Annotated in this window: 15 protein-coding genes and 1 pseudogene; 10 read left to right on the top strand and 6 right to left on the bottom strand. The window is 69.4% G+C overall.

All coding sequences use genetic code 11. The features are described from left to right. A pseudogene (locus tag AB0B58_RS31960) lies at positions 1–161 on the bottom strand (ferredoxin reductase); the annotation flags it as partial. Between the two features lie 617 nt (positions 162–778). Here AB0B58_RS31960 and AB0B58_RS31955 point away from each other — a divergent pair. Beyond that, positions 779–1,336: a response regulator gene (locus AB0B58_RS31955; protein WP_360231137.1), complete on the top strand. Its 558-nt coding sequence runs from the start codon at positions 779–781 to the stop codon at positions 1,334–1,336. Here AB0B58_RS31955 and AB0B58_RS31950 read toward each other — a convergent pair. After that, positions 1,254–2,321 carry a hypothetical protein gene (locus AB0B58_RS31950; protein ID WP_360231134.1) on the bottom strand — a complete coding sequence of 356 codons (1,068 nt, stop codon included), beginning with the start codon at positions 2,319–2,321 and terminating at the stop codon, positions 1,254–1,256. The two genes, AB0B58_RS31955 and AB0B58_RS31950, sit on opposite strands and share 83 nt — an antisense overlap. A gap of 262 nt (positions 2,322–2,583) precedes the next feature. Here AB0B58_RS31950 and AB0B58_RS31945 point away from each other — a divergent pair, with 262 nt between their 5' ends. After that, positions 2,584–2,856: a hypothetical protein gene (locus AB0B58_RS31945; protein WP_360231131.1), complete on the top strand. Its 273-nt coding sequence runs from the start codon at positions 2,584–2,586 to the stop codon at positions 2,854–2,856. A 128-nt stretch (positions 2,857–2,984) separates the two neighbouring features. Further along, the gene (locus tag AB0B58_RS31940; protein WP_360231128.1) at positions 2,985–3,560 is read left to right on the top strand and encodes a hypothetical protein; all 576 of its coding nucleotides are present in this window, start codon (positions 2,985–2,987) and stop codon (positions 3,558–3,560) included. 436 nt (positions 3,561–3,996) lie between these two features. Here the strand turns inward: AB0B58_RS31940 and AB0B58_RS31935 are convergent, their stop codons facing one another. Next, entirely contained in the window at positions 3,997–4,314 is a 318-nt protein-coding gene (locus AB0B58_RS31935) for a DDE-type integrase/transposase/recombinase (RefSeq protein WP_360231125.1), read from the bottom strand. Positions 4,315–4,576: 262 nt separating this feature from the next. On the opposite strand from AB0B58_RS31935, the gene AB0B58_RS31930 reads away from it, so the two are divergent. The 4 genes from AB0B58_RS31930 to AB0B58_RS31915 all read left to right on the top strand — a co-directional run bounded on the left by AB0B58_RS31930 (position 4,577) and on the right by AB0B58_RS31915 (position 7,882). Further along, positions 4,577–5,008, top strand: coding sequence for a hypothetical protein (locus tag AB0B58_RS31930; RefSeq protein ID WP_360231122.1), 432 nt, complete (start codon positions 4,577–4,579; stop codon positions 5,006–5,008). A 230-nt stretch (positions 5,009–5,238) separates the two neighbouring features. Next, on the top strand, positions 5,239–5,919 hold the full coding sequence (locus tag AB0B58_RS31925) for a response regulator transcription factor (protein WP_360231119.1): 681 nt from the start codon (positions 5,239–5,241) through the stop codon (positions 5,917–5,919). After that, a complete protein-coding gene (locus tag AB0B58_RS31920) occupies positions 5,916–7,307 on the top strand; it encodes a HAMP domain-containing sensor histidine kinase (protein WP_360231116.1) in 1,392 nt (463 codons plus the stop codon). The genes AB0B58_RS31925 and AB0B58_RS31920 overlap by 4 nt, the downstream gene beginning before the upstream one ends. Positions 7,308–7,354: 47 nt before the next feature. Continuing rightward, a complete protein-coding gene (locus AB0B58_RS31915) occupies positions 7,355–7,882 on the top strand; it encodes a hypothetical protein (protein ID WP_360231113.1) in 528 nt (175 codons plus the stop codon). Between the two features lie 533 nt (positions 7,883–8,415). Here the strand turns inward: AB0B58_RS31915 and AB0B58_RS31910 are convergent. Then, positions 8,416–9,495 (bottom strand): glycosyl hydrolase, encoded by a 1,080-nt coding sequence (locus AB0B58_RS31910; RefSeq protein WP_360231110.1) that lies wholly within the window; start codon positions 9,493–9,495, stop codon positions 8,416–8,418. A gap of 431 nt (positions 9,496–9,926) precedes the next feature. Here AB0B58_RS31910 and AB0B58_RS31905 point away from each other — a divergent pair, with 431 nt between their 5' ends. Next, positions 9,927–10,730 (top strand): glycoside hydrolase family 16 protein, encoded by an 804-nt coding sequence (locus tag AB0B58_RS31905; protein ID WP_360231107.1) that lies wholly within the window; start codon positions 9,927–9,929, stop codon positions 10,728–10,730. 359 nt (positions 10,731–11,089) lie between these two features. Next, the gene (locus AB0B58_RS31900) at positions 11,090–12,106 is read left to right on the top strand and encodes a LacI family DNA-binding transcriptional regulator (protein WP_360231104.1); all 1,017 of its coding nucleotides are present in this window, start codon (positions 11,090–11,092) and stop codon (positions 12,104–12,106) included. A 192-nt stretch (positions 12,107–12,298) separates the two neighbouring features. Here the strand turns inward: AB0B58_RS31900 and AB0B58_RS31895 are convergent, their stop codons facing one another. Next, a complete protein-coding gene (locus AB0B58_RS31895; RefSeq protein WP_360231101.1) occupies positions 12,299–12,787 on the bottom strand; it encodes a hypothetical protein in 489 nt (162 codons plus the stop codon). 175 nt (positions 12,788–12,962) lie between these two features. Between AB0B58_RS31895 and AB0B58_RS31890 the strand changes: the two genes are divergently transcribed. Then, positions 12,963–13,958 (top strand): CHRD domain-containing protein, encoded by a 996-nt coding sequence (locus AB0B58_RS31890; protein ID WP_360231098.1) that lies wholly within the window; start codon positions 12,963–12,965, stop codon positions 13,956–13,958. A gap of 67 nt (positions 13,959–14,025) precedes the next feature. Here the strand turns inward: AB0B58_RS31890 and AB0B58_RS31885 are convergent, their stop codons facing one another. Next, on the bottom strand, positions 14,026–18,870 hold the full coding sequence (locus AB0B58_RS31885; RefSeq protein WP_360231095.1) for an AAA family ATPase: 4,845 nt from the start codon (positions 18,868–18,870) through the stop codon (positions 14,026–14,028). Positions 18,871–18,993: the final 123 nt, after the last annotated feature.

Here is an 18,993-nt window from a genome sequence, read left to right as displayed (position 1 = left end):
CTGTCGCGGGTCTCGGGCCGGACGGCCTCGATCCTCGCGCGCAGCACGCCGGCGTTGCGCAGGGGCGCGACCACGTCGAGGTAGTCGGCCGGCACCAGGGGCGTCGTCAACAGCTCGGCGACGCGCCGCGCGCCTGATTGCAGGGTCTGTGTCACCGCCATGTCAACAGCCTGCGGGGTTTGCGGGAACACCACCGGACTTAATCTATGTAATCACCCCCCCAGGTATTGATCGAGGCGAACAGAAGGGAAGCTGCGGTGATTGATGCTATTAGTTCCGGCTATTGCCGTGCAGTCGGTCGAGGCGATCACCGAGGGGCTCGCGTATCGCGGTAGGCATGGATGCCTGAACTCATGGTCAACACCCGCGCGCCGACGAAGACCCCTTCGGCTGGCGCTCCTGGCCAGGCGTCCGGGATTCGGCGGAGAGGGCCGGGCGTCAGGTGGGTCTTGGCACGGGGCGCTGCACGAGGTCGCCGTAGAAGTTGTGGATGTTGTCCACCGCGTGGGTGAACGCGTCGAGGTCGAGGGGTGTCGAGGGGTTTCGTCACGTACGCGTTGGCGTGCCGGGCGTAGCCGGCGGCGATGTCGGCCGGCTGGTCGGAGGTCGTGAACACCACGATCGGATGGTTACCAGTGTCGGGTCCTGCTCGACCGCGGCCGGGACCTTGCTGCCGTCTATGCTTGCCATAAGGCAACGATCCATGCAGAATTCCTGCCATGTTAATTTCGAGGGTGTATCTAGTGATATAGGTCCCTTTGTATGCCGGGGATCGATCATGGCCAACATTGCGGCAGCTGACGACGACGCCAACGTCCAATACGTGAAGCGCGTGCTCGTGAAGGCGGGTCACCAGGTCTCGACGTACGACGACGGCGCGGCCCTGGTTGAGGAGGTCCGCGCTCATCACCCCGATGTCGTGGTCACCGACAACGAGATGCCGGTCATGACCGGACTCGAAGCAGTACAGGCCCTGCATGACGATCCCGCCACCGCCGACATTCCGGCAGTATTGGTGTCCGGTGTAGCGGCGAGCCTGCGAGGTGAGGTTAGAAGGGTGGTTCTCCGGGTTCAGGGGTGTTGGATTCGTGTCGTACGTCTACTCGTCGATGTCGTCGATGTCGTCGGGGCCAGGGTGCGGGACGGCCCTGGTCGTCGAAGAAAGCCGGTTTCGACGTTGTCGGCGACCAGAGCGGCGTTGAGTGCAGCGCGCTCGGCCGGGGTGGGGATCTCGGGGTGCGGTGCCGGGTCGGTCAAGGACGCGGAGAGTAGGCAACTTGCTCTCGACGACCGGCGGTCGCTGAGTCGGCGATGCCAGGAAGGAAGGGCAGCGTGAGCAGTGCTGCCACGACAAGGGTCACGGCCACAGACTTGCTGAAGTGACCAGGGCCGTAAACGACCGACGCGACGCCAACCGCCGCGGCGCTGAGGATGCCGGCGATCGCCAGAACGATGATCAAAGGGTCCAGAAGCCGATGCCGACGGGGACCCCGCCAGGCCCCCGCGGCGGCTCCGCCCGCAGCGGCCATCATCGTCATCACCATCAGGGCGAACGCGTTCTCGAGGCCTCCCGTGTTTTCGTGGGGAAAGCCCGACCTGAGGTAGGCGGCGAGCACGAGTGACGGCCCGAGCATCGCGGCGTACATCCCCGCGAACCTGGGCCCACCACGGCGTGTCCCCCACCACGCGGTGCCGCCGGAGATCGCCGCCATGACCGCCAGCGGAATGATGTCAGCCAGGAGCGCGTCGGCGCCCTTCCCACCGGAGTAGCCGTACAGCATGCCCAGCGCGGCCGTGTACCCGCCGCTGCGCGACGTCGACACCAGCCCGACCAGCCACAGCCACGCCCAGCCCAGGGCGGCGCCGACAGCCGCCCGGACAGACCAGAGCGCCCCGAACGCTGCCACGGTGCCGAGCACGAGACCGACGATCGCGGCCTCACGTACGGAGGCCAGGGTTAGTCCGATGTATGGCGGTGGCTGCCCGATCGCCACCTCCCGGACGGCCGCCGGAATGCCGGCCAGTGCGCCCACCGCCGCCGCCACGGTCAGCGCCACCGTTGTCGCCGCCCGGCCCGGGCCAGTCGACGGAGGCACCGCGAGCCGTCCGACCATCGCGCCGACCAGGACCGCCATGGTCTGGAACCAGGTGATGAACGTGATGATGAACAAGCTGGACTGATCGCCGCCTGGGTCGCAGAAGCAGGCATGCCAGTCAAGGACCCGGGTACGGCTGGCGAGCCACGGCTGCCCGACGGCGAGCAGCGCGCTACAGCCGATCGCGAGCATCGGTCCGACGGACAACCGGGCCAGTCTAGACATGGGCGGCACGATAACAGCGCCTCCCGTCAGGGGTCGATCTGAACTGGCCGACGACCCAACTGACGAGTCAAGCCATGGGACCAGCAGTTGCGGAACCCCCTGCACCTCGATGATCCGAGGATGTTCAGGGGGTGCAGGCATCCACGAAGGTGAACAGGGCCGACCAGGCCCGGTACCCGGTGCGTCATCGGCTGGTGGAGCGAGCGCGGGCGGTGGCGTTGACCGAGGAAGTGCTGACCCGGTTGGTCGAGTCGCAGGACGAGTGGCCGCTGAGCCTGGTTTCCGAACATTGCTGTGGCAGCGTGGCGATGACCTGGATGCCGGGCTTGGTCCGCATGAGGGCTATCACGTCGACCACCCCTTTGCCGGCTTCTCGCTGCGCTACCTGCAGTCGATGCAGGCACGCCTCACCGAACACGGCGGCAAGGAATGGATCGAAGTCGTCCATCCCACGATGCGCGGCGAACTCGACGTTCTGCGGATCCTGCCGACCGGCAAGGAAAGCCCCCGCAACCTGGACTGGGTGCATCTTTGACGAACGCGAATCTCCTGGACAGGCCGTTGCGCCCGCGACCGGCGGCCGCCGTTCAGACACCTACCCAGTCACGACAATTGACTGGTTGATCCACTCCCTTCGGGGAGGACGTCTGGCATGATCCTCCGGTGCCGGTCACCTCCAACTCGTCCGCAGGCTCCACCGACGTCGACGCGCTCACGCTGACGCTGAACCGGCGCCGTCGCGGTCAATGGGTCTTGTTTCTGCTCGGACTCACCCTCAACATTCCGGTCCTGGTCGTGCTCGCCGCGCTTTTCCTCACCAGCGCACTGGAGTTGGTGTACCTCCAGGCTCCAGGTCTCATCGCCCTTCTGACCATCCCGTGCACGGTGGCCTGGTACGCGCGGCCGACCCGGCTGCCGAAGGCGGACCCGGTACTCGACCGGGCCGGCATCGGTCTCAGCGCCGGCGGCCGGCACGTGCGCAGGGATGTCGTGCTCCCCTGGGACCGGGTGAAATTCCTGTCGATCGGTAAGCGCGGCGTCTCCATCGAGCCGGTCGCCTGGACCGATCTCGCCGGCGACGACGAGGCCGAGCGCAGACGCTGGGCGAAGCGCGAGGGCAGACGCCGCAACAGCCGCTGGGCGCTGCATTACGGACTGGTCAAAGGTGGCCGCCCGCCCAAGGGGCAGTTGCGCGACATCGTCGCCGACCTGAGCGGCGGGCAGGTCAAGCTGCGCTGAGGCGGATCCGGACGGCCGCGGTGACCGACTCGCGGGACGACGGCGACTCGGTGATGGACACGCTGGAAACACTGAGCGCCCTGGTCGAGGGTCCGGAGGTGGCGATACGCGCGTACGTCGTTCGGGATAGGCAGCGGAATCCTTGAGTCGGTACTGCTGGACGCCGGGTCGGACACGGTGCGGGAACTGGTGCGCCGAGCCCTGCCTGATGCGGCCCCGGCGCCGGCATCGGCGCTGGCAGCCGCCGAGTCGTCGCTGGGTGCCGCCCTGCTCGAGGACGACCGGGCGCGGCGAGCTCTCCGCAGGTCCAGAGATACTCGTTCTCAACACGGAATGGACCGAGACCGAAGCGCTCAATCCCCCCATATGACCGAGGCGCGCGGAGGCTCTGTTGCGTTGCGAGATTTGTGGCAGGCGTAGCCGGCCGACTATGGCGTCAGATCGCTCGGGCGAGTTCCGCGAATGCCGCCGCGACCCGCAACGGTGGGCGAGTGTCGACGCCGAGTTCGTCGTGGCCGCGGCGCAGGTTCTGCAGGAAGGCGTGCCCGGCGATCACCGCCTGTGCGGTCCGATCGGTTTGCAGTCCGCGCGTCGGTCTCAGCCTGCGTTTGAGCTGACCGTGATCGGCTTCTATCCGGTTGTTCGCGTACTGCTCGACGTGGTCCACCTGGACGCCGTGTTCGGCCAGCAGCTCCTCAACATCGCGGTACGACAGTCCGTACCGCAGGTACCAGCGCACCGCCACCACGATCACCTCGGCCGGAAACCGGAACCCGGCGAAGGCGGACGCAACAGGCGACCAGACACGAGACCGGGCTGCATACTCCACCGTTCAAGCCTGCCTTGATCTTCCGATCAGCGAATGCAACGGAGCCGTTCGCTGCGCTGAGGTGACTCTCTTACCTCTCTGTAGGAATTCTCCGGTGTTGGTCTTACCGCCGTCGGCCAGTCTCCTGGTGGCCCCAACGAGCGGGGTCACTACGGACGAACCAGTCCTCGATACTCAAGGAGTACGCATGCGCAAGATGACGATCGCTGCTGTGATGACGGGTGCGGCATTGCTGGCCGGCGGGTTCGGCGCCAACGCCTACGCCAGCATCTCCCCGGCACCCAAGACCAAGGCGCCGATCCAGCAGACCAGCATCACAGACGAGTGCGTGACGGCCGGTGAGACCGGCTTCCACGGCTCGAGTGGAACCGTGGCGGATGGTCAGCGCAGGACCCCGTCCGAGCTGAAGCGCCTGGATGGTAAGGCGGGTGAAACCTGTATCAATGCGACCGACGGTTTCGAGGTTGGCAAAGCCGGCAAGGCTGGCCGGCCGGCAGTAGAGAAGGCCGGCGTCCACGAGGCGGGCAAGACCGGGGCCGGCAAGCCGACTGCGGGCAAGGCCGGCGCCTTCCAGTCCGGCAAGACCGGCGTCTACGAGTTCGGTAAGACCGGCCGCTGACTCAACCGGCAGGCAGGAGAAGGCTGACATGACTACCGCGATCCCGTGTACGGTGCGGCCGAACGCGGGATCGCGGTCGTCGTCGGTGTTGTGGCGCTGACCCGGGTGGGCGTGCCGGACGCTGCCCCTGGTTGGTGCGGATGGGCTCCGGCCCCGGGACGAAGCGGTGGCGGGGCTGACCTATCCTTCGACGCTCCCCGCACGTGTAGAGAGGCATGGCACTGATAGGCATGGTGAGCCGGATCCTGTACGCCGAGGATGACCGCGCCACGCGTGAGTCGATCACGCGTGCCCTGGAACTGGAGGGCTACGAGGTCCACTCGGTCGCAGACGGGACGGGTGTGTTCGAGGCCGTAGCGCGGCAGCCCGCCGATGTGATCGTGCTCGACCTGATGATGCCGCATGTCGGCGGGCTCACCGTCTGCCGACGGCTGCGGGCTGGGGAGAACCGGACTCCCATCTTGATGGTCACGGCTCGCACCGAGGTGTCGGACCGCGTCGCGGGTCTGGACGCCGGCGCCGACGACTATCTGCCCAAGCCGTTCGCCCTGGACGAGCTGTTCGCGCGGGTCCGCGCGCTGATGCGGCGAGGCCGCTACGACGAGCCGGACCGCAGGTTGCGCGCGGCGGATCTGCTTGTGGACGAGGGCGCACGGCGCGCCTGGCGCGGCGACCGCGAGCTGGAGCTGACCAAGACCGAGTTTGACCTGCTGCAGTTACTCACCCGCAATGCCGGTGTCGTGCTCAGCCATTCGACGATCTACGGCCGGATCTGGGACTACGACTTCGGGCCCGATTCCAAGGCCCTGGCGGTCTATGTCGGCTACCTGCGACGCAAATTGGAGGTCGACGGGGCGGCCCGCCTGATCCACACCGTCCGCGGTGTCGGCTACACCTTGCGCGAGCCGTGAACCTGCGCACCCGCCTCGCGCTCGCGCTCGGCGCGCTGGCCGCGCTGTCGGTCGTGGTGGTCGGCGCGATCAACTACGCGGTCACCGAGCGGCGGCTGCACGAGGCGGTCGACACCGGCCTGAAGGGCTTCGCGGCAGCGGTCACGTCCGACATCGACGGGAAGGCGAGCTACTGTCCCGGCGATGGGTTGGGGAATGCCGCCGTGGTCGGCGTCGCCAGTCTGCCACCGGTCGTCGGCGTGCCCGACATCGTGCAGTGCGCCTATCCGGACGGACAGGTCGCCTCCTTCATCGGCCCTGAGGACGTCCGGCTCACGCGGCCCTCCGCCGTGGTGGAGGCCGGTGGTGCCGTGCTGGGTCCCTGGACCCAGACCGCGGGCGGGCGTGACTACCGCGTCATGGTCGTCGGACTCGGAGACGGGGAACTACGGATCGCTCAGAGCCTGGCCGAAACCCAGCGCGTGCTGGCCTCGGTGCGAGGGCTCTCAGCGGCGGCGGGTCTGGCGATCATCGTGCTCGCGGCCGCGGCCGGTGTGCTCCTCGCCCGCTGGACCTGCGCACCGGTGACCCGGCTCACCGCCACCGCCGAGGCGATCGCCACTACCGGTGACCTGGGCATCAACGTGCCGACCGGTCGCCGCGACGAGGTCGGGCGGCTGGCGCGTACCTTCGCCGCGATGCTCGCCGCCCTCACCCGGTCCCGCGAACAGCAGCAACAACTCGTCCAGGATGCCGGACACGAACTCCGCACACCACTGACCAGCCTGCGCGCCAACGTAGACACGCTGCGCCGCTACCCCCACCTCGACGCGAGCCTGCGTGATCGCGTCCTAACCGACCTCGACAGCGAACTGCGAGAGCTGTCCGCCCTCGTCGACGAGGTCATCGCCGTCGCTATCGACCAGTACGACGGTGAGCAGGAGCGGCAAGTCGATCTCGTCGACCTCGTGCACCGCGCCGCCGAGCGGGCCCGTCGCCGCAGCGGCCGGCGCATAGTCGTCGATGCCGCCCCGGCCAGCCTCAGGGCCAAGCCGGAACAACTGTTCCGCGCCGTCGGTAACCTCCTGGACAACGCCGTCAAGTTCACCGACCCCAGCACACCGATCGAGGTGACCGTCCGTCCCGGCCGCATCGACGTGCGCGATCATGGGTCGGGCATCAACCCCGCAGATCTTCCCCACGTCTTCGACCGCTTCCACCGCGCTGCCGACGCCCGCGCGGTGACCGGCTCCGGTCTCGGCCTCGCCATCGCGCAGCAGATCATCCACCAGAGCGGCGGCACCATCCGCGCCGCAAACCACCCACGCGGGGGCGCACTGTTCACCATCCAGCTGCCGGCCTCGCCTTCCAACGCACCGCCCGACACTCAAGACCCGGGGCTTGACTAAGCCCACCCACATCCTTGACCTGCGGATACCGGAGGAAACCTATGGCGGTGTTGACGACAGTCGGACAGGTGGCGGACCGGGCGATGGAGCTCGGCATCGCCACGGTGGGTGGGCCGGCCGAGGACGACCTGCGCGAACAGCCGTTGTCCTACTACGGCGGGGACATCGCCGGTGCGCTCATCGACATGATGGAGGAGTGGGGCGCCGGCGTTCGGGTGCACCCGAAGGTGGACGGCCTCCTGGAGGGCTACCGGGACCTGTTCGGCCGGTTCGCTGCTAGCAGCGGAGGCGCGGTGACCATCACCGACGTGGAGCTCCTCGACGAAGCCGATGGCGAGCGCATCCGGATGCTGGTCAACGGCGACGAGCTCGTCTGGCACCTGGAGCACCAGTCCGACCGGTACATCGACACGCTGATGGTCTTCGAGATCGCCGACCGGCTGGCGCCGCGCGACGACACGGACCCGCGGGTCTTCGTCGAGGTTCACGACACCGACGACCAGTCCGGGTACATCTTCGCCGATCCGGCGGCCCTGTCGATCCTGATCCGGGAACTCGGAATCGAGCCTGCATGACCGGACCAACCCTTCGAGGCCCAGGCGTGCGGCGGGTCGGCCGATTGTTACGTCGATGCCGGACCGGTATCCGATGTGGATGGTCTCGACATCTCAGCGATACGAACGCCCGTACGGTGATCTCGGTCTGTTCCTCGAATGCTGTGACCTACTCGGCTACCTCCGGCTGTACTGATCTACTCGGGTTGCGGTCGTGGTTGTGCGTCGGTGTCTCCGCTGTAACTCCATGATCCGCGTGGGTGGTCATGTCTCGACGATAAAGTGAGTGAAACCCTGGCTACGATCCGGGAACACACTCGGTGCCGGTGCCGGTGCCGGTGCCGGTGCCGGTGCCGACGGTCGACTTCGCCGACCGCACCCACGAACATCGACCCGGACAACTTCAGCATCGTCAAGGAGATGCCTGCGGCCGGCCGAATATGACACCTACAACGAGGCGCTCGGCGCGGCGCGCTGTACGCGCACGCCGATGCCGCGCTTTGCACTTCAAGGCGGCCTGCTCCGTCGGGAAGTGACCACGGGCGCGGACGGCCTCAGGGATGCGGGGCGGCGACCGCGGTAACGCGGGAGCGGGCGTAGTCCCGGGCTACGCGCGCCAACTCGTGGCCGCGTCCTTTCATGTACCTCCGTTGTGTCCAGGACGTGAAGGCGGCGAGCGCGGCCGACGACGAGGTCGGCGACCAGGCCTCTTCCTTGGTGAGGTCGAAGTAGGTGAGCAGTTTGAGGTCGGGATACGCGCCCCGGCGCAGCGTCGCGTCCATGTCCTCGAGCCACTGGGCCTTGTCGCCGCCGTCCTCGGTGGACGCGAACTCGCCGAGCATCACCGGCCGGTTCGGTGCGACGGCGCGGGCCTTGGCGTACGCGGTGGCGAAGGTCGCATCGAAGCTCGTCCAGCGGTCGCCGGTCGGGTCCCACGACGGGCCGAAGCCCCAGTTGTATCCGTCGATTCCGACCCAGTCGACGTATCTGTCGCCGGGGTAGGCACAGGCCGGGTCGTTGTAGGGCGCGTCCGGCGCGGATCCGTTGTTGTACGCCCACACCCATTGCACGTTCCGCGCCCCGGCGGCCGCGACGAGACGATGGACGCGCCGGTACGCCCGCACGTACAGCGAAGGATCGGCGTTGTTGTTCGCTATGCCCCACGGGTACCAGTTGCCGTTGAACTCGTGCCCCCAGCGGATCAGGATCGGCAGCCGCACGGCGGCGAACTCCTTGGCGCGTGCCCTGATGTAGGTGTCCCAGGTGCCGTCGATGACGTCGGTCAGGTGGATCTGCCCGGGGTCGTTCGGGCCGAGCGCGGTGTTCCAGGGCTCCCAGGTGTAGTGCGGCATGATGCCGCGCCGCCAGAGCGCCCTGGCCTCGTTCACCGGGAAGGCCCGGCCGCTCGCCCAGCTGTCGAACCACATCACGCTGGCCGGGGTGACGCCGTAGAGGCATTCCACGTTCGCCGCGATCGCCGTGGGGTCCTCTTCCCGGAACATGCCCAGGTACCGGGTGGGGGATGCGCCCTTGCCGGCTGCCACTCCGGCCGGCGCGGCTTGCGCGCCGGCGGCATCGGACATTGTCAGCGCCACCGCGGCCGCCGCCGTGCCTAGCAGTGTTCGCCTTCGCATGTTGCCTCCAAGACCGGGGTGAGCGCGCCTCCAGCAACTTGGAAGCGCTTCCGGTCCGAAGGTAACGACTCGTGCTCATCGATGTAAAGGGCGGGTTTCGTGAGGCGCCCGTGTCGGTCGGGGCCGCGAGGCGGGCGGCGGTTACGCGCAGGCATTTATCCAGCTAGAACGCTGATCGCCTGAACCGATCCTTGACAAAAATTCATCGTGAGGTTACAAAATCGTCATAGACATCGCTGGATCGATTGTCCGGAAGCGCTTCCAATTTTCGATCGCGATGCATCCATAGGTCGACATGGCTACATCCGAAAGGGCTCGGGCGCCCCAGCCCGAGCCGCCGGCGCCCCGGCCGGCCAAGGCGCGACCCTGCGCCACCTGCGATCCGGTACCGCCCCATCCCCCGTTCGTCGTGCACGAGGCGACATCCCGGCATGACGGAACCCGTAGAACTGGAGACGTCAGTGATCTTCACTCGATCTCGCGCCCCGAAAGCGTTGGCCGCCGCGATCCTCTGCGCGGTCGCCGCCCTGACGGCAACCGCTGCCGCACCGGCCGAAGCCGCCATCGGCCCCAGCTTCGTCGACAACCTCAACGGATTCGACACCGGCCGCTGGCACAAGGCCGACGGCTACAGCAACGGCAGCATCTTCAACGCCGGCTGGCGCGCCGACCACGTCTGGTTCAGCGGCGGCGTCATGGGCCTCAACCTGGACACCCAGTCCTGCCCGACCGGCTGCTCCGGCAAGCCGTACGCCGCCGGCGAATATCGCACCAACGACCTGTACTCGTACGGCCGCTTCGAGGCGCGCATGAAGGCCGTCAAGAACCCCGGCACCGTGACCTCGTTCTTCACCTACACCGGGCCCAGTGACGGCCAGCCCTGGGACGAGATCGACGTGGAGATCCTCGGCAAGAACACCACCCAAATGCAGGTCAACTACTTCACCAACGGCGTCGGCGGCCACGAAACCGTCATCAACTTGGGCTTCGACGCCTCGACCGGCTACCACAACTACGCCTTCGAGTGGTGGAACGGCGGCACCATCAACTGGTTCGTCGACGGAAGGCTCGTCCACCAGGAGAACGGCTCGCGTGGACCGCTTCCCACGCACCCGCAACGCATCATGATGAACCTCTGGCCCGGCATCGGCGTCGACAGCTGGCTACAGCCCTTCACCTACCCCGGCACCAAACTGACCGCCACCTACGACTGGGCCAAGTACACCAAGTACTGATCGTCGCGGGGTCGACGCGGCCCCGCCCGGCGCAATGGCGCGGCGTCCGGTTCGCAACCACCCTCCGTTGCGAACCGGACGCCGCTCGGCCCCTTCGCGCCGCGGGCGCCACCTGGTCAAGCGGCCGACAAATCGGCTCACCCATGCCGGCCCGTTCCGTGTCGGCGATCCTCGGGGAGTTCCCGGACTCCCGGCCCTCGCTGCCCGGTGGGCAGGGCAGCGAGGCGCCGGTTTCCTGGAGCGGCTTATCGGCTCGACGCCCGGTGTGCCGACCGCCGGAGCGATGAAGCCGAGCCGGTCCTCGAATCGCCCGAAACGACCCGCTAGCCTGGTGGTGGTTCGAGCGGAGGGGGCCGTGTATGTCGTCGTCGCCGGTCCCGTCGCGGCCGCCGACGCTCGACGAAGTCGCCGAGCGGGCACGGGTGTCGCGCACGGTGGCGTCCCGAGTGATCAACAACGGGCCGCATGTGAGCCGCGCGAAGCGCGACGCGGTAGAGAAGGCGATCCGGGACCTCGGTTTCACACCGAATCGGGCCGCGCGGGCTTTGGCGACCCGCCAGGCCGGTGTGGTGGTGCTGGCGGTCTCCGGCGACGGTCCGGGAGTGTTCGCGGACCCGTTCTTCGGGCAGATCATGATGGGTGTGTCCACCGCGCTGGAGAAGACGGACCTGCACCTGGTGCTCAGCCTGGCCACGACCGGTCACGGCCAGCGGCGGCTGGAGAACTTCCTGCAGACCCGCGGAGCCGACGGGGTGATGCTGGTGGCGCTGCGCGGTGACGATCCGCTGATCGATATCGCCGCGCGATCAGGACTGCCCACCGTCTTCATCGGGCTGCCGATGCACGGGACGCCACCGTTCTACGTCGAGGCCGATAACGCGGGCGGGGCACGGGCGGCCACCGAGTACCTGCTGCGCGGCGGGCGCCGCCGCATCGCCATGATCACCGGACCGGACGACACCGCGGTCGGCCGGGAGCGCCGGCGCGGCTATACCGAGGCGCTGACGCTGGCGGGGCTCCGGCCGTACGCCACCGAGCCCGGGGACTTCATGGAGGCCGGCGGTGCCGCGGCGATGCGTACGCTGCTGAGCGCGCACCCGGACCTCGACGCCGTGCTCGCGGCGAACGACAACATGGCGGCGGGGGCATTGCGGGTGTTGCGCGACGCCGGCCGCACGGTCCCCGGCGACGTCGCCGTGGTCGGTTTTGACGATCTGCCGATCGCGTTGCACACCGATCCGAAGCTGACCACGATTCATCAGCCGGTGCAGGCGCTGGGCCGCGAGGCCGCCCGCATGCTGATCGAACTGCTCGACGGAGCAGAGCCGGAACCGTTCGTCCTGCCCACGAAGGTGGTCGTGCGGGAGTCGGCCTGACCGCGGGCGGCCCACCGCCAGCCTGCGACGCAAATACCGGCCCCGGACCCACCACGACGCCGAAGCCAAGACGGTTCGAGGCCGGGAGTACGGGCCTCGACGCGGCGGTCGCCTGCAACGCTGCTGTGCACGGCGGGTCATGCAGGGGAGTCGAGGCACGATGAGCGACCATGGTCGCCGCCTGTCAGGCGATCATTCGGCCGCCGATTTCTTGTTCAGCGTGCCGTCGGTGCCGACGACCCACCACTGGCCGTCCTCCTCGCCCTGGCCGTCCACGTCGCCGGGGCCGACGTCCGCGACGTAGGTGTAGAGCGGCCAATCGGCGTACTTCACCTGGTCCACCCCGCCTTCCGTCGGGATGACCGTCAGCAGCGCCGGATCGACGCCCGGGCCGGCCTTCGGCTTCTGCCCGGAGACGAACGGCGGCCATGTCGCCTGGCAGTCCTCCGTGCAGGACCCGAACCCCTTCTTGTCCGGCACGAACGCGTAGAGCGTACGCCCGCCCTGATCGGTGAGGATCTCACCGAGCGCGGTCTGTTGCACCCGCACCTCGGGCTCGGCGGGCGCCTCGGCCCCGCCCGGTGCACTCCACTTCGCCGTAGGCCCACCGGCGGTCTCCGCGGTGCACGCGGCCATTGACAGCAGGGCCACGGTGCCGGCCACGGCAAGCATCTTCCGCATGTTTTCTCCTCGATGCCGAACGTTTACTCCCAAACGTTGAATTCACCTGCCTGGTTCGGTTGCGACAGCCCATGTGTCCTGAATCACGAAACGTGAACCAGGTTTACGAATGGGACGTGTGGGTCGCGTTGCCGCGCCAATTCAAGGGCGGCCGATCAGAAAGGATGAAACGCATATGCGATTTCCGACCCTGGTTTCCACGGCCTTTCTCGCGACGACAGGCCTGGTCGCCGCGCTCGGCTCACCGGCGAGCGCGCACGACGGTCACTCGGCAGTCCACGGCATGAACCACGGCACCCCGACCGGTGCGGGGCACGCCGCGACGATCCGGGAACCGGGCCTGTCCGAAGGCGTCAAGCGCTCCCGGCAGCGCGTCCGCTACTTCGCGGCCACGATGACCGGCGACCAGGAGGTGCCGACCGCGGGCGGCCCGGCGGTCGGAGACAAGGACGGCCGCGCGCTCGGCCTGGTCCGCATTCAGGGCAGTAGGGTGACCTTCTTCGCAAGCTGGAAGAACCAGCAGGCGGCCTCGCTCTTTCACATTCACGAGGGCCGGCGGGGTCAGAACGGCGCCGTAAAGGTCACGCTGCTTGCGGGTGCCCTGCCCGAGACCGTGACCTCGGTGGCAGGTGTGGCCGCCATCGAAGACGCCAAGGTGGCGGACGCCATCGTCGCCCGGCCGAACAACTTCTACCTGAACCTGCACACGCCGGAATTCCCTGGCGGCGCGACCCGCGGCCAACTCCGCCAGGTCCGCGGGGGCAAACTGCTCGCGCTGCTCAAGGGCGGCAGGTTCGGGGCGTTCATGTCCGGCGACCAGGAGGTGCCGACCGCGGGAGGCCCGGCGGTCGGAGACAAGGACGGGCGGGCTGCCGGCTTCGTGTCGCCGCGCAACCGCTCCCTGAACTACTCGTTCGCCTGGGCGAAGATCTCCGAACCCACGCTCGGCCACATCCACCGGGGGAACAAGGGCGCCAACGGTGCCGTGGTGGTCCCGCTCTTCGGCACCGCGATGCCCGACGGCGTGGTGGCGGCCTCCGGCACGGTCCACGACGTGGACTCCGACCTGCTGGCCGAGATCAAGCGCAACCCGCGCGGTTTCTACCTCAACCTGCACACCAAGGAGCAGCCGGGTGGCGCCGTCCGGGGCCAGCTCTTTACCCGTCACTGACGACTTCGGACTCCTCGGGTCGGAGGCCCTGCGCCGGTAGCACGGCGTTCCCGTTGCTCGTCGGAACTCAGGGGCTGCTCAGGTCCGGGTGAGTCCCCACCGTGACAACGGTCGCCGGCGGAAGTGAGACGACGAAAGTCGATCCGCGCACGGGCGAGGGGCGATAGCGTACGTCGCCGCCGTTGGCACGAGCCAGTTCGCGAACGATGTACAGGCCCAGCCCGGTGCCGGCGACCTTCCCGGCGGTGCTCTCGGCGCGTGCGAAACGGCCGAACAGCCGGTCGCGGAACTCCGGCGGCACGCCCGGGCCCCGGTCGGCGACGTCGATGGTCACAGGGCCGCCGTCGGAGTCGTGCGCGTGGATGGCCTCGACCCCGCCGCCGTACTTGTCCGCGTTGCTGATCAGGTTGGAGAGGATCTGGTCGAGGTGGCCGGGCTGGACGGCGGCGGCGAGGTCGGGCGGACAGGAGACGGTGACCGCGGTGGTGGCGGTGGCGCCGAGCGCGGCCTCGATGTGGTCGGCCACCCGGACCGGGCGCGGGGTCGCGGTGAGCCGGCCGGCGTCGATGCTGACCAGGGCGAGCACCTCCTCGACGATGCCGGCCAGCCGCCGGGTGGCGCCGTGCGCCTTGGCGACCAGTTGGTCCGCCGACGACGGCAGGGGATCGCCGGTCAGGGCCAGGTCGAGGCTGCCGAGGATCGTGCCTAGTGGATTGTTGATCTCGTGGCCGAGCATGCCGATCAGGTCGGCCTTGAGCTGGTTGGCGGCCTCCAGCTCGCGGTTGCGGTCGGCGATCTCCGCCGTGCGGGCCCGGACCTCGCTCTCCAGCCAGTCGTAGTGCAGGGCGTTGTCCAGGGAGACGGCCAGCTGACCGGCGATCAGCTCGACGGTCTCCAGGCGGCCGGTGGAGAAGACGCCGGGCTGCCGCTGGTTGGCCAGGACCAGGACGGCGTCGTTGGCGCTCTGGCAGGGTAACGGGATGACCAGCAGGCTGCAGGCGTCGAGACCTGCCAGGTACGGATCTTGCGAGAACCGGTCGTCCCGGGTCGCGTCGGCGACCAGCAGCGGGTGCTGGGTGCGCTGGACGTAACGGACGGCGGACACCGGCAGGCCGGTGGTGGAGGAGCCGGAGACGGTGCGGCCGCGCAGCGACAGATGCACGTCGGTGGCTCCGGTCATCGCGCAGAGCACGTCGATCACCTGCGTGGTCAGTCCGGCGAGCGTCGTCTGCGAGCTGAGCGCCCGCGACGCGCGCAGGATCGCCATCAGGTCCAGGTGGTCGGCGCCGCTGCCCGGGCCGCCGCTCGCCGTGTTCCGCAGGAACGGGTGCTCGGCCTCGAGGCGTGCGACCGGGCCGCCGGCGCCCCACGCCCGGTACGCGTCGCGCGCCTCGACCAGCAGCCGGCGCCCGGCGTGCGTCAGCCCCTGCGCCAGGTGCAGGCGGGCGGCCCGCTCGGCGAGCAGGGCGTGATGCCACGGGCGGCCCGTCACCTCGTGCAGGCCTTCGTCGTAAAGCCGGATCGCGGCGACGGCGTCGCCACCGGCCTGGGCCATCTCGGCGTCCACGAGCAGCAGCAGCGGTCGGAAGTTGTGGGGCGCGTCGGCGGCCCGGCGGGCCAGCCAGTCCCGGGCGTCCGCAGACGCGGGGGAGGGGTCGCTGAGGCAGCGGGTGACCCGCGCGAGCGCACTGGTGTAGAACCCGCGGATCGCCTTGCAGCGCGCCATCGCCGCGGCCGAGTGCTCCTCCAGGGCCGCGGTGTCGTCGCTGAGCAGCGCGGCCAGGGCCCGGTTCAGGTGATAGTCGGTCAGCAGGGCCGAGTTCTCGCCGATCTCGTCCAGGTACGCCGCTTCGTCGAAGCCCTCGCCGGTTTGCCCACGCAACACTTGGATCAATTGCCGATGTCCGAGAGTGATCAGCCGGGCGTACCAGTTGCCGGTCCGTTCCGCGAAGGCCAGCACTGCCGCGGTCTCCTCGGCGCAGGTCTGCAGCGAGTCCTCGGTCTCCAGCAGCAGGACCAGCAATCGGGCCGAGTGCCAGCCGGCGATCTGCACGTCGCCGACCGCGAGGAGCTCGTCGCGGGCCTGCCAGCAGCCCTCGACGACCTCCTCCAGCGGCTCGAACCAGGGCGCGGCCAGCATCAGGTGCTGGTAGGCGGCCACCGCCGCCGCCGCATGGTAACCGTGCTCGCGGGCGGCCCGAAGCGCGTGCCCGGTCAGCAGGTATCCGGTGCGGTGGTCGTCGAGCAGCCAACTCGTCACGCGGATGGCCCCGCCCAGGGTGCCGGTCAGCGGAGGGCACACCCCGTTCTGTTGCCACAGCACGTGTGCCTGCAGCACCAGCCAGGCGTGCAGGTCCGGGTCGGCCACGAAGGTGGGCACAAGCATCCGCTGCAGGATCCGGGCCACCGCGACGATCCGCGGATCGGTGCACTCCCGCGTCGGGTAGGCCGCCCCACGGTCGGCCACCCAGTCCCGGAGCTCGAGCACCGCGCGCTGGTTGTCCGCGGCCAGGTCGGCCGGCGGGGTGATGCCGAACCGCCGCAGCGCGTCGAGCCCGAGCGCGATCGCCGCGTCGCACTCGTCGCGCTGGGTCAGGCTGTTGATCTGCACGGCGGTGGCCGTGACCAGGACGAGAGGGTCCGGGGAGCGGGCGGCGAGATCGCGGTAGATCCGGTCGGCCTCGGCGTGCCGGCCCAGGCAGAAGAGCGTGGTGTGCCGGTCCACCGCGATCGCGTCCCGGTCTGTGGCATCGCCGGCGGCGAGGACCCGGTCGGCGGCGGCCAGCAGTTCGTCGGCGGCCGGATAATTGGTCATCCGCGCGGCGCGGCGGCCGGCCTGGTGCAGCAGGGCCGACGCGGTCCGGCGCTCGCGGTCGTCGCCGATGAGGCCGGTTGTCGCGAGGTACTGCTCGGCGGCCTGCTGCTCGTAGCCGCTGTGTGCGGCCAGGCGACGGGCCATCGCCAGCCGCGATCGATCCATCTCGGCGGCCGGGAGCAGATCCCGGGCCGCCTTCAGGACCAGGTCGTGGCAGAACTTGACGGTGCCGTCCGCAGTGATCAGTCCATCGGCGACGGCGGGAGCGAGGTGTGCCGGGAGGGTGGCAGGCGGGATCGCGGTGGCGGTGGCGAGCAGTTCCGCAGGGACGTTGCTGCCGAGACAGGTCAGTGCCACCAGCAGGCGCCGGGTCGTCGCCGCCTGCTGCTCCAGGCGGGCGGTGAGCAGTTGCGGCAGGCGGTGGCGGGTGACGAAATTCCGTACCGGATCAGGGTCCCAGTCCCAACCGCCTTCCGCCGGCGTCAGCAGGCCCTCCGCGCGAAGCCCGTTGATCAGTTCAACGGTGGCGTACGGATTCCCGGAGGTCGCCGTGCCGATCAGGTCGGCGAGCGACCTCGCGGCCGAGGGCTCGAGGCGCAGCACCGCCCCGGTCAGCTCGGCCAGCCCGGCCCGGTCCAGCCCGGCCAGCCGTACCGGCGGCCCGGCGAGTCCGTCGCGCTCCCAGCGCGCGGCGAGGCCGGCGAGCGGACGGCCGGCGTCGGTCTCCTCGTCCCGGTAGGCGCACACGACCAGCAGCCCGGGGACCGGCCCGGCGGTCACCAGCTCGTCCAGCACCCGCAGCGATGTGCCGGTCGCCCACTGCAGGTCGTCGACCACCATGACCAGGGGACGGTGCGCCGCTACCGTGCGCAGCAGCGTGACCGAGGTTCCGCTGGCCCAGGCCGGCGGGGTGACCAGGTCCAGCGGCTCGGCCGCCACCTGCCCGCCGAGAAGTATGTCCAGCTCGGGCACCGCGCCGGACATCACTTTGCCGACCGGATTCAGTGCGGCGACCAGCCGTTCCCGGTGGCCCGCCAGCTCCGCCTCCGGTAGGGCGAGCAGCAGCCTGGCCAGGTTTCTGATCACCTGGCCCGTGCCGCCGGCGTCGACACCGGTACGGAACTGCTCGTACTTGCCGGCGAGGAACCAGCCGCCGCGAGCGGCGATCAGCGGTCGCAGCGTTCGTATCAGGGTGCTTTTGCCGATCCCGGCCGGGCCGCTGACCAGCACGGCCCGGCCGTCGCCGCGGAGCGCCCGGTCCAGGGCCGTGGCCAGGGCGCCGATCTGCGGGTCCCGGCCGACCAGGATGGGCGGTGCCGGCAGGAACGGCGGGAAGTCCCGGTCGCCCGGCGTCCAGTCGCCGTCCGGGTCGGCGGTCCAGCGGGCGAGATCGTGGGCCAGGCCCTCGGCGCTCTGATAGCGCCGGTCCGGGTCCTTGTCCAGTAGCCGCATGATGATGTCGCCCAGCCGTGGTGGCAGACCCGAGGCGGACGGGGTGCCGACCAGGGTGTCGCGCACCAGCTCCAGAGGGTCGTAGCCGGTGACCGGGGGAGTGCCGGTGGCGAGGGTGTACAGGGTGGCGCCGAGGCCGTAGAGGTCGGCGCGGCGGTCGGTGCTCAGGCCGGTGCGGCCGGTCTGCTCGGGCGCCAGGAACCCGAGAGTGCCGACAGGGCCTTCGTCCGTTTCCGGGGCGCCGGTCAGCGCGAGGTCGAAGTCGATGAGCAGCGGGGGAGCGTCCGGGCGCAGCACGACGTTGGCCGGGGTGATGTCGCGGTGCAGGACGCCGGCGCGGTGGACCGCGGCGATCGTCGTGGCCAGGGCGTGTGCGGTGCGGACCAGGTCGGGCAGGGGCATCGGCCCGGCCGGCGGCGGGGCGCCGCCCTCGTCCTGCATGACCAGGGTCCGGCGCGCCTGGTGCGCGGCGAGGCGGGGGACGCCGGGCAGACCGGCGAGCTTCTCCAGTACGGCACGTTCGTGTTCGATGCGGCGGATCGCGCCGGCCCCGGTGGCGTGTTTGCGGACCACGGCGGGACCGTCGGATGGGGTGTGGCGGGTGACCTGCGTCCGGTCACTCAGGTACAGCAGTTCCTCACCCACATATCGGATGATGCTACTTTTGGCATGATTTTTCTCTATGTTGCTTAGGCGGCTGGTCGCTCCTCACTCGCCGGGCCATTCTCTCGCTGACCGTCACATTCGCGCGGCCTCTTCCGTCATGTC

This window comes from Actinoplanes sp. NPDC049118 (assembly GCF_040648555.1).
GTDB lineage: Bacteria > Actinomycetota > Actinomycetes > Mycobacteriales > Micromonosporaceae > Actinoplanes.
Note: the sequence above shows the minus strand (reverse complement) of the source record. Positions and strands in the feature narration are given on the sequence as shown.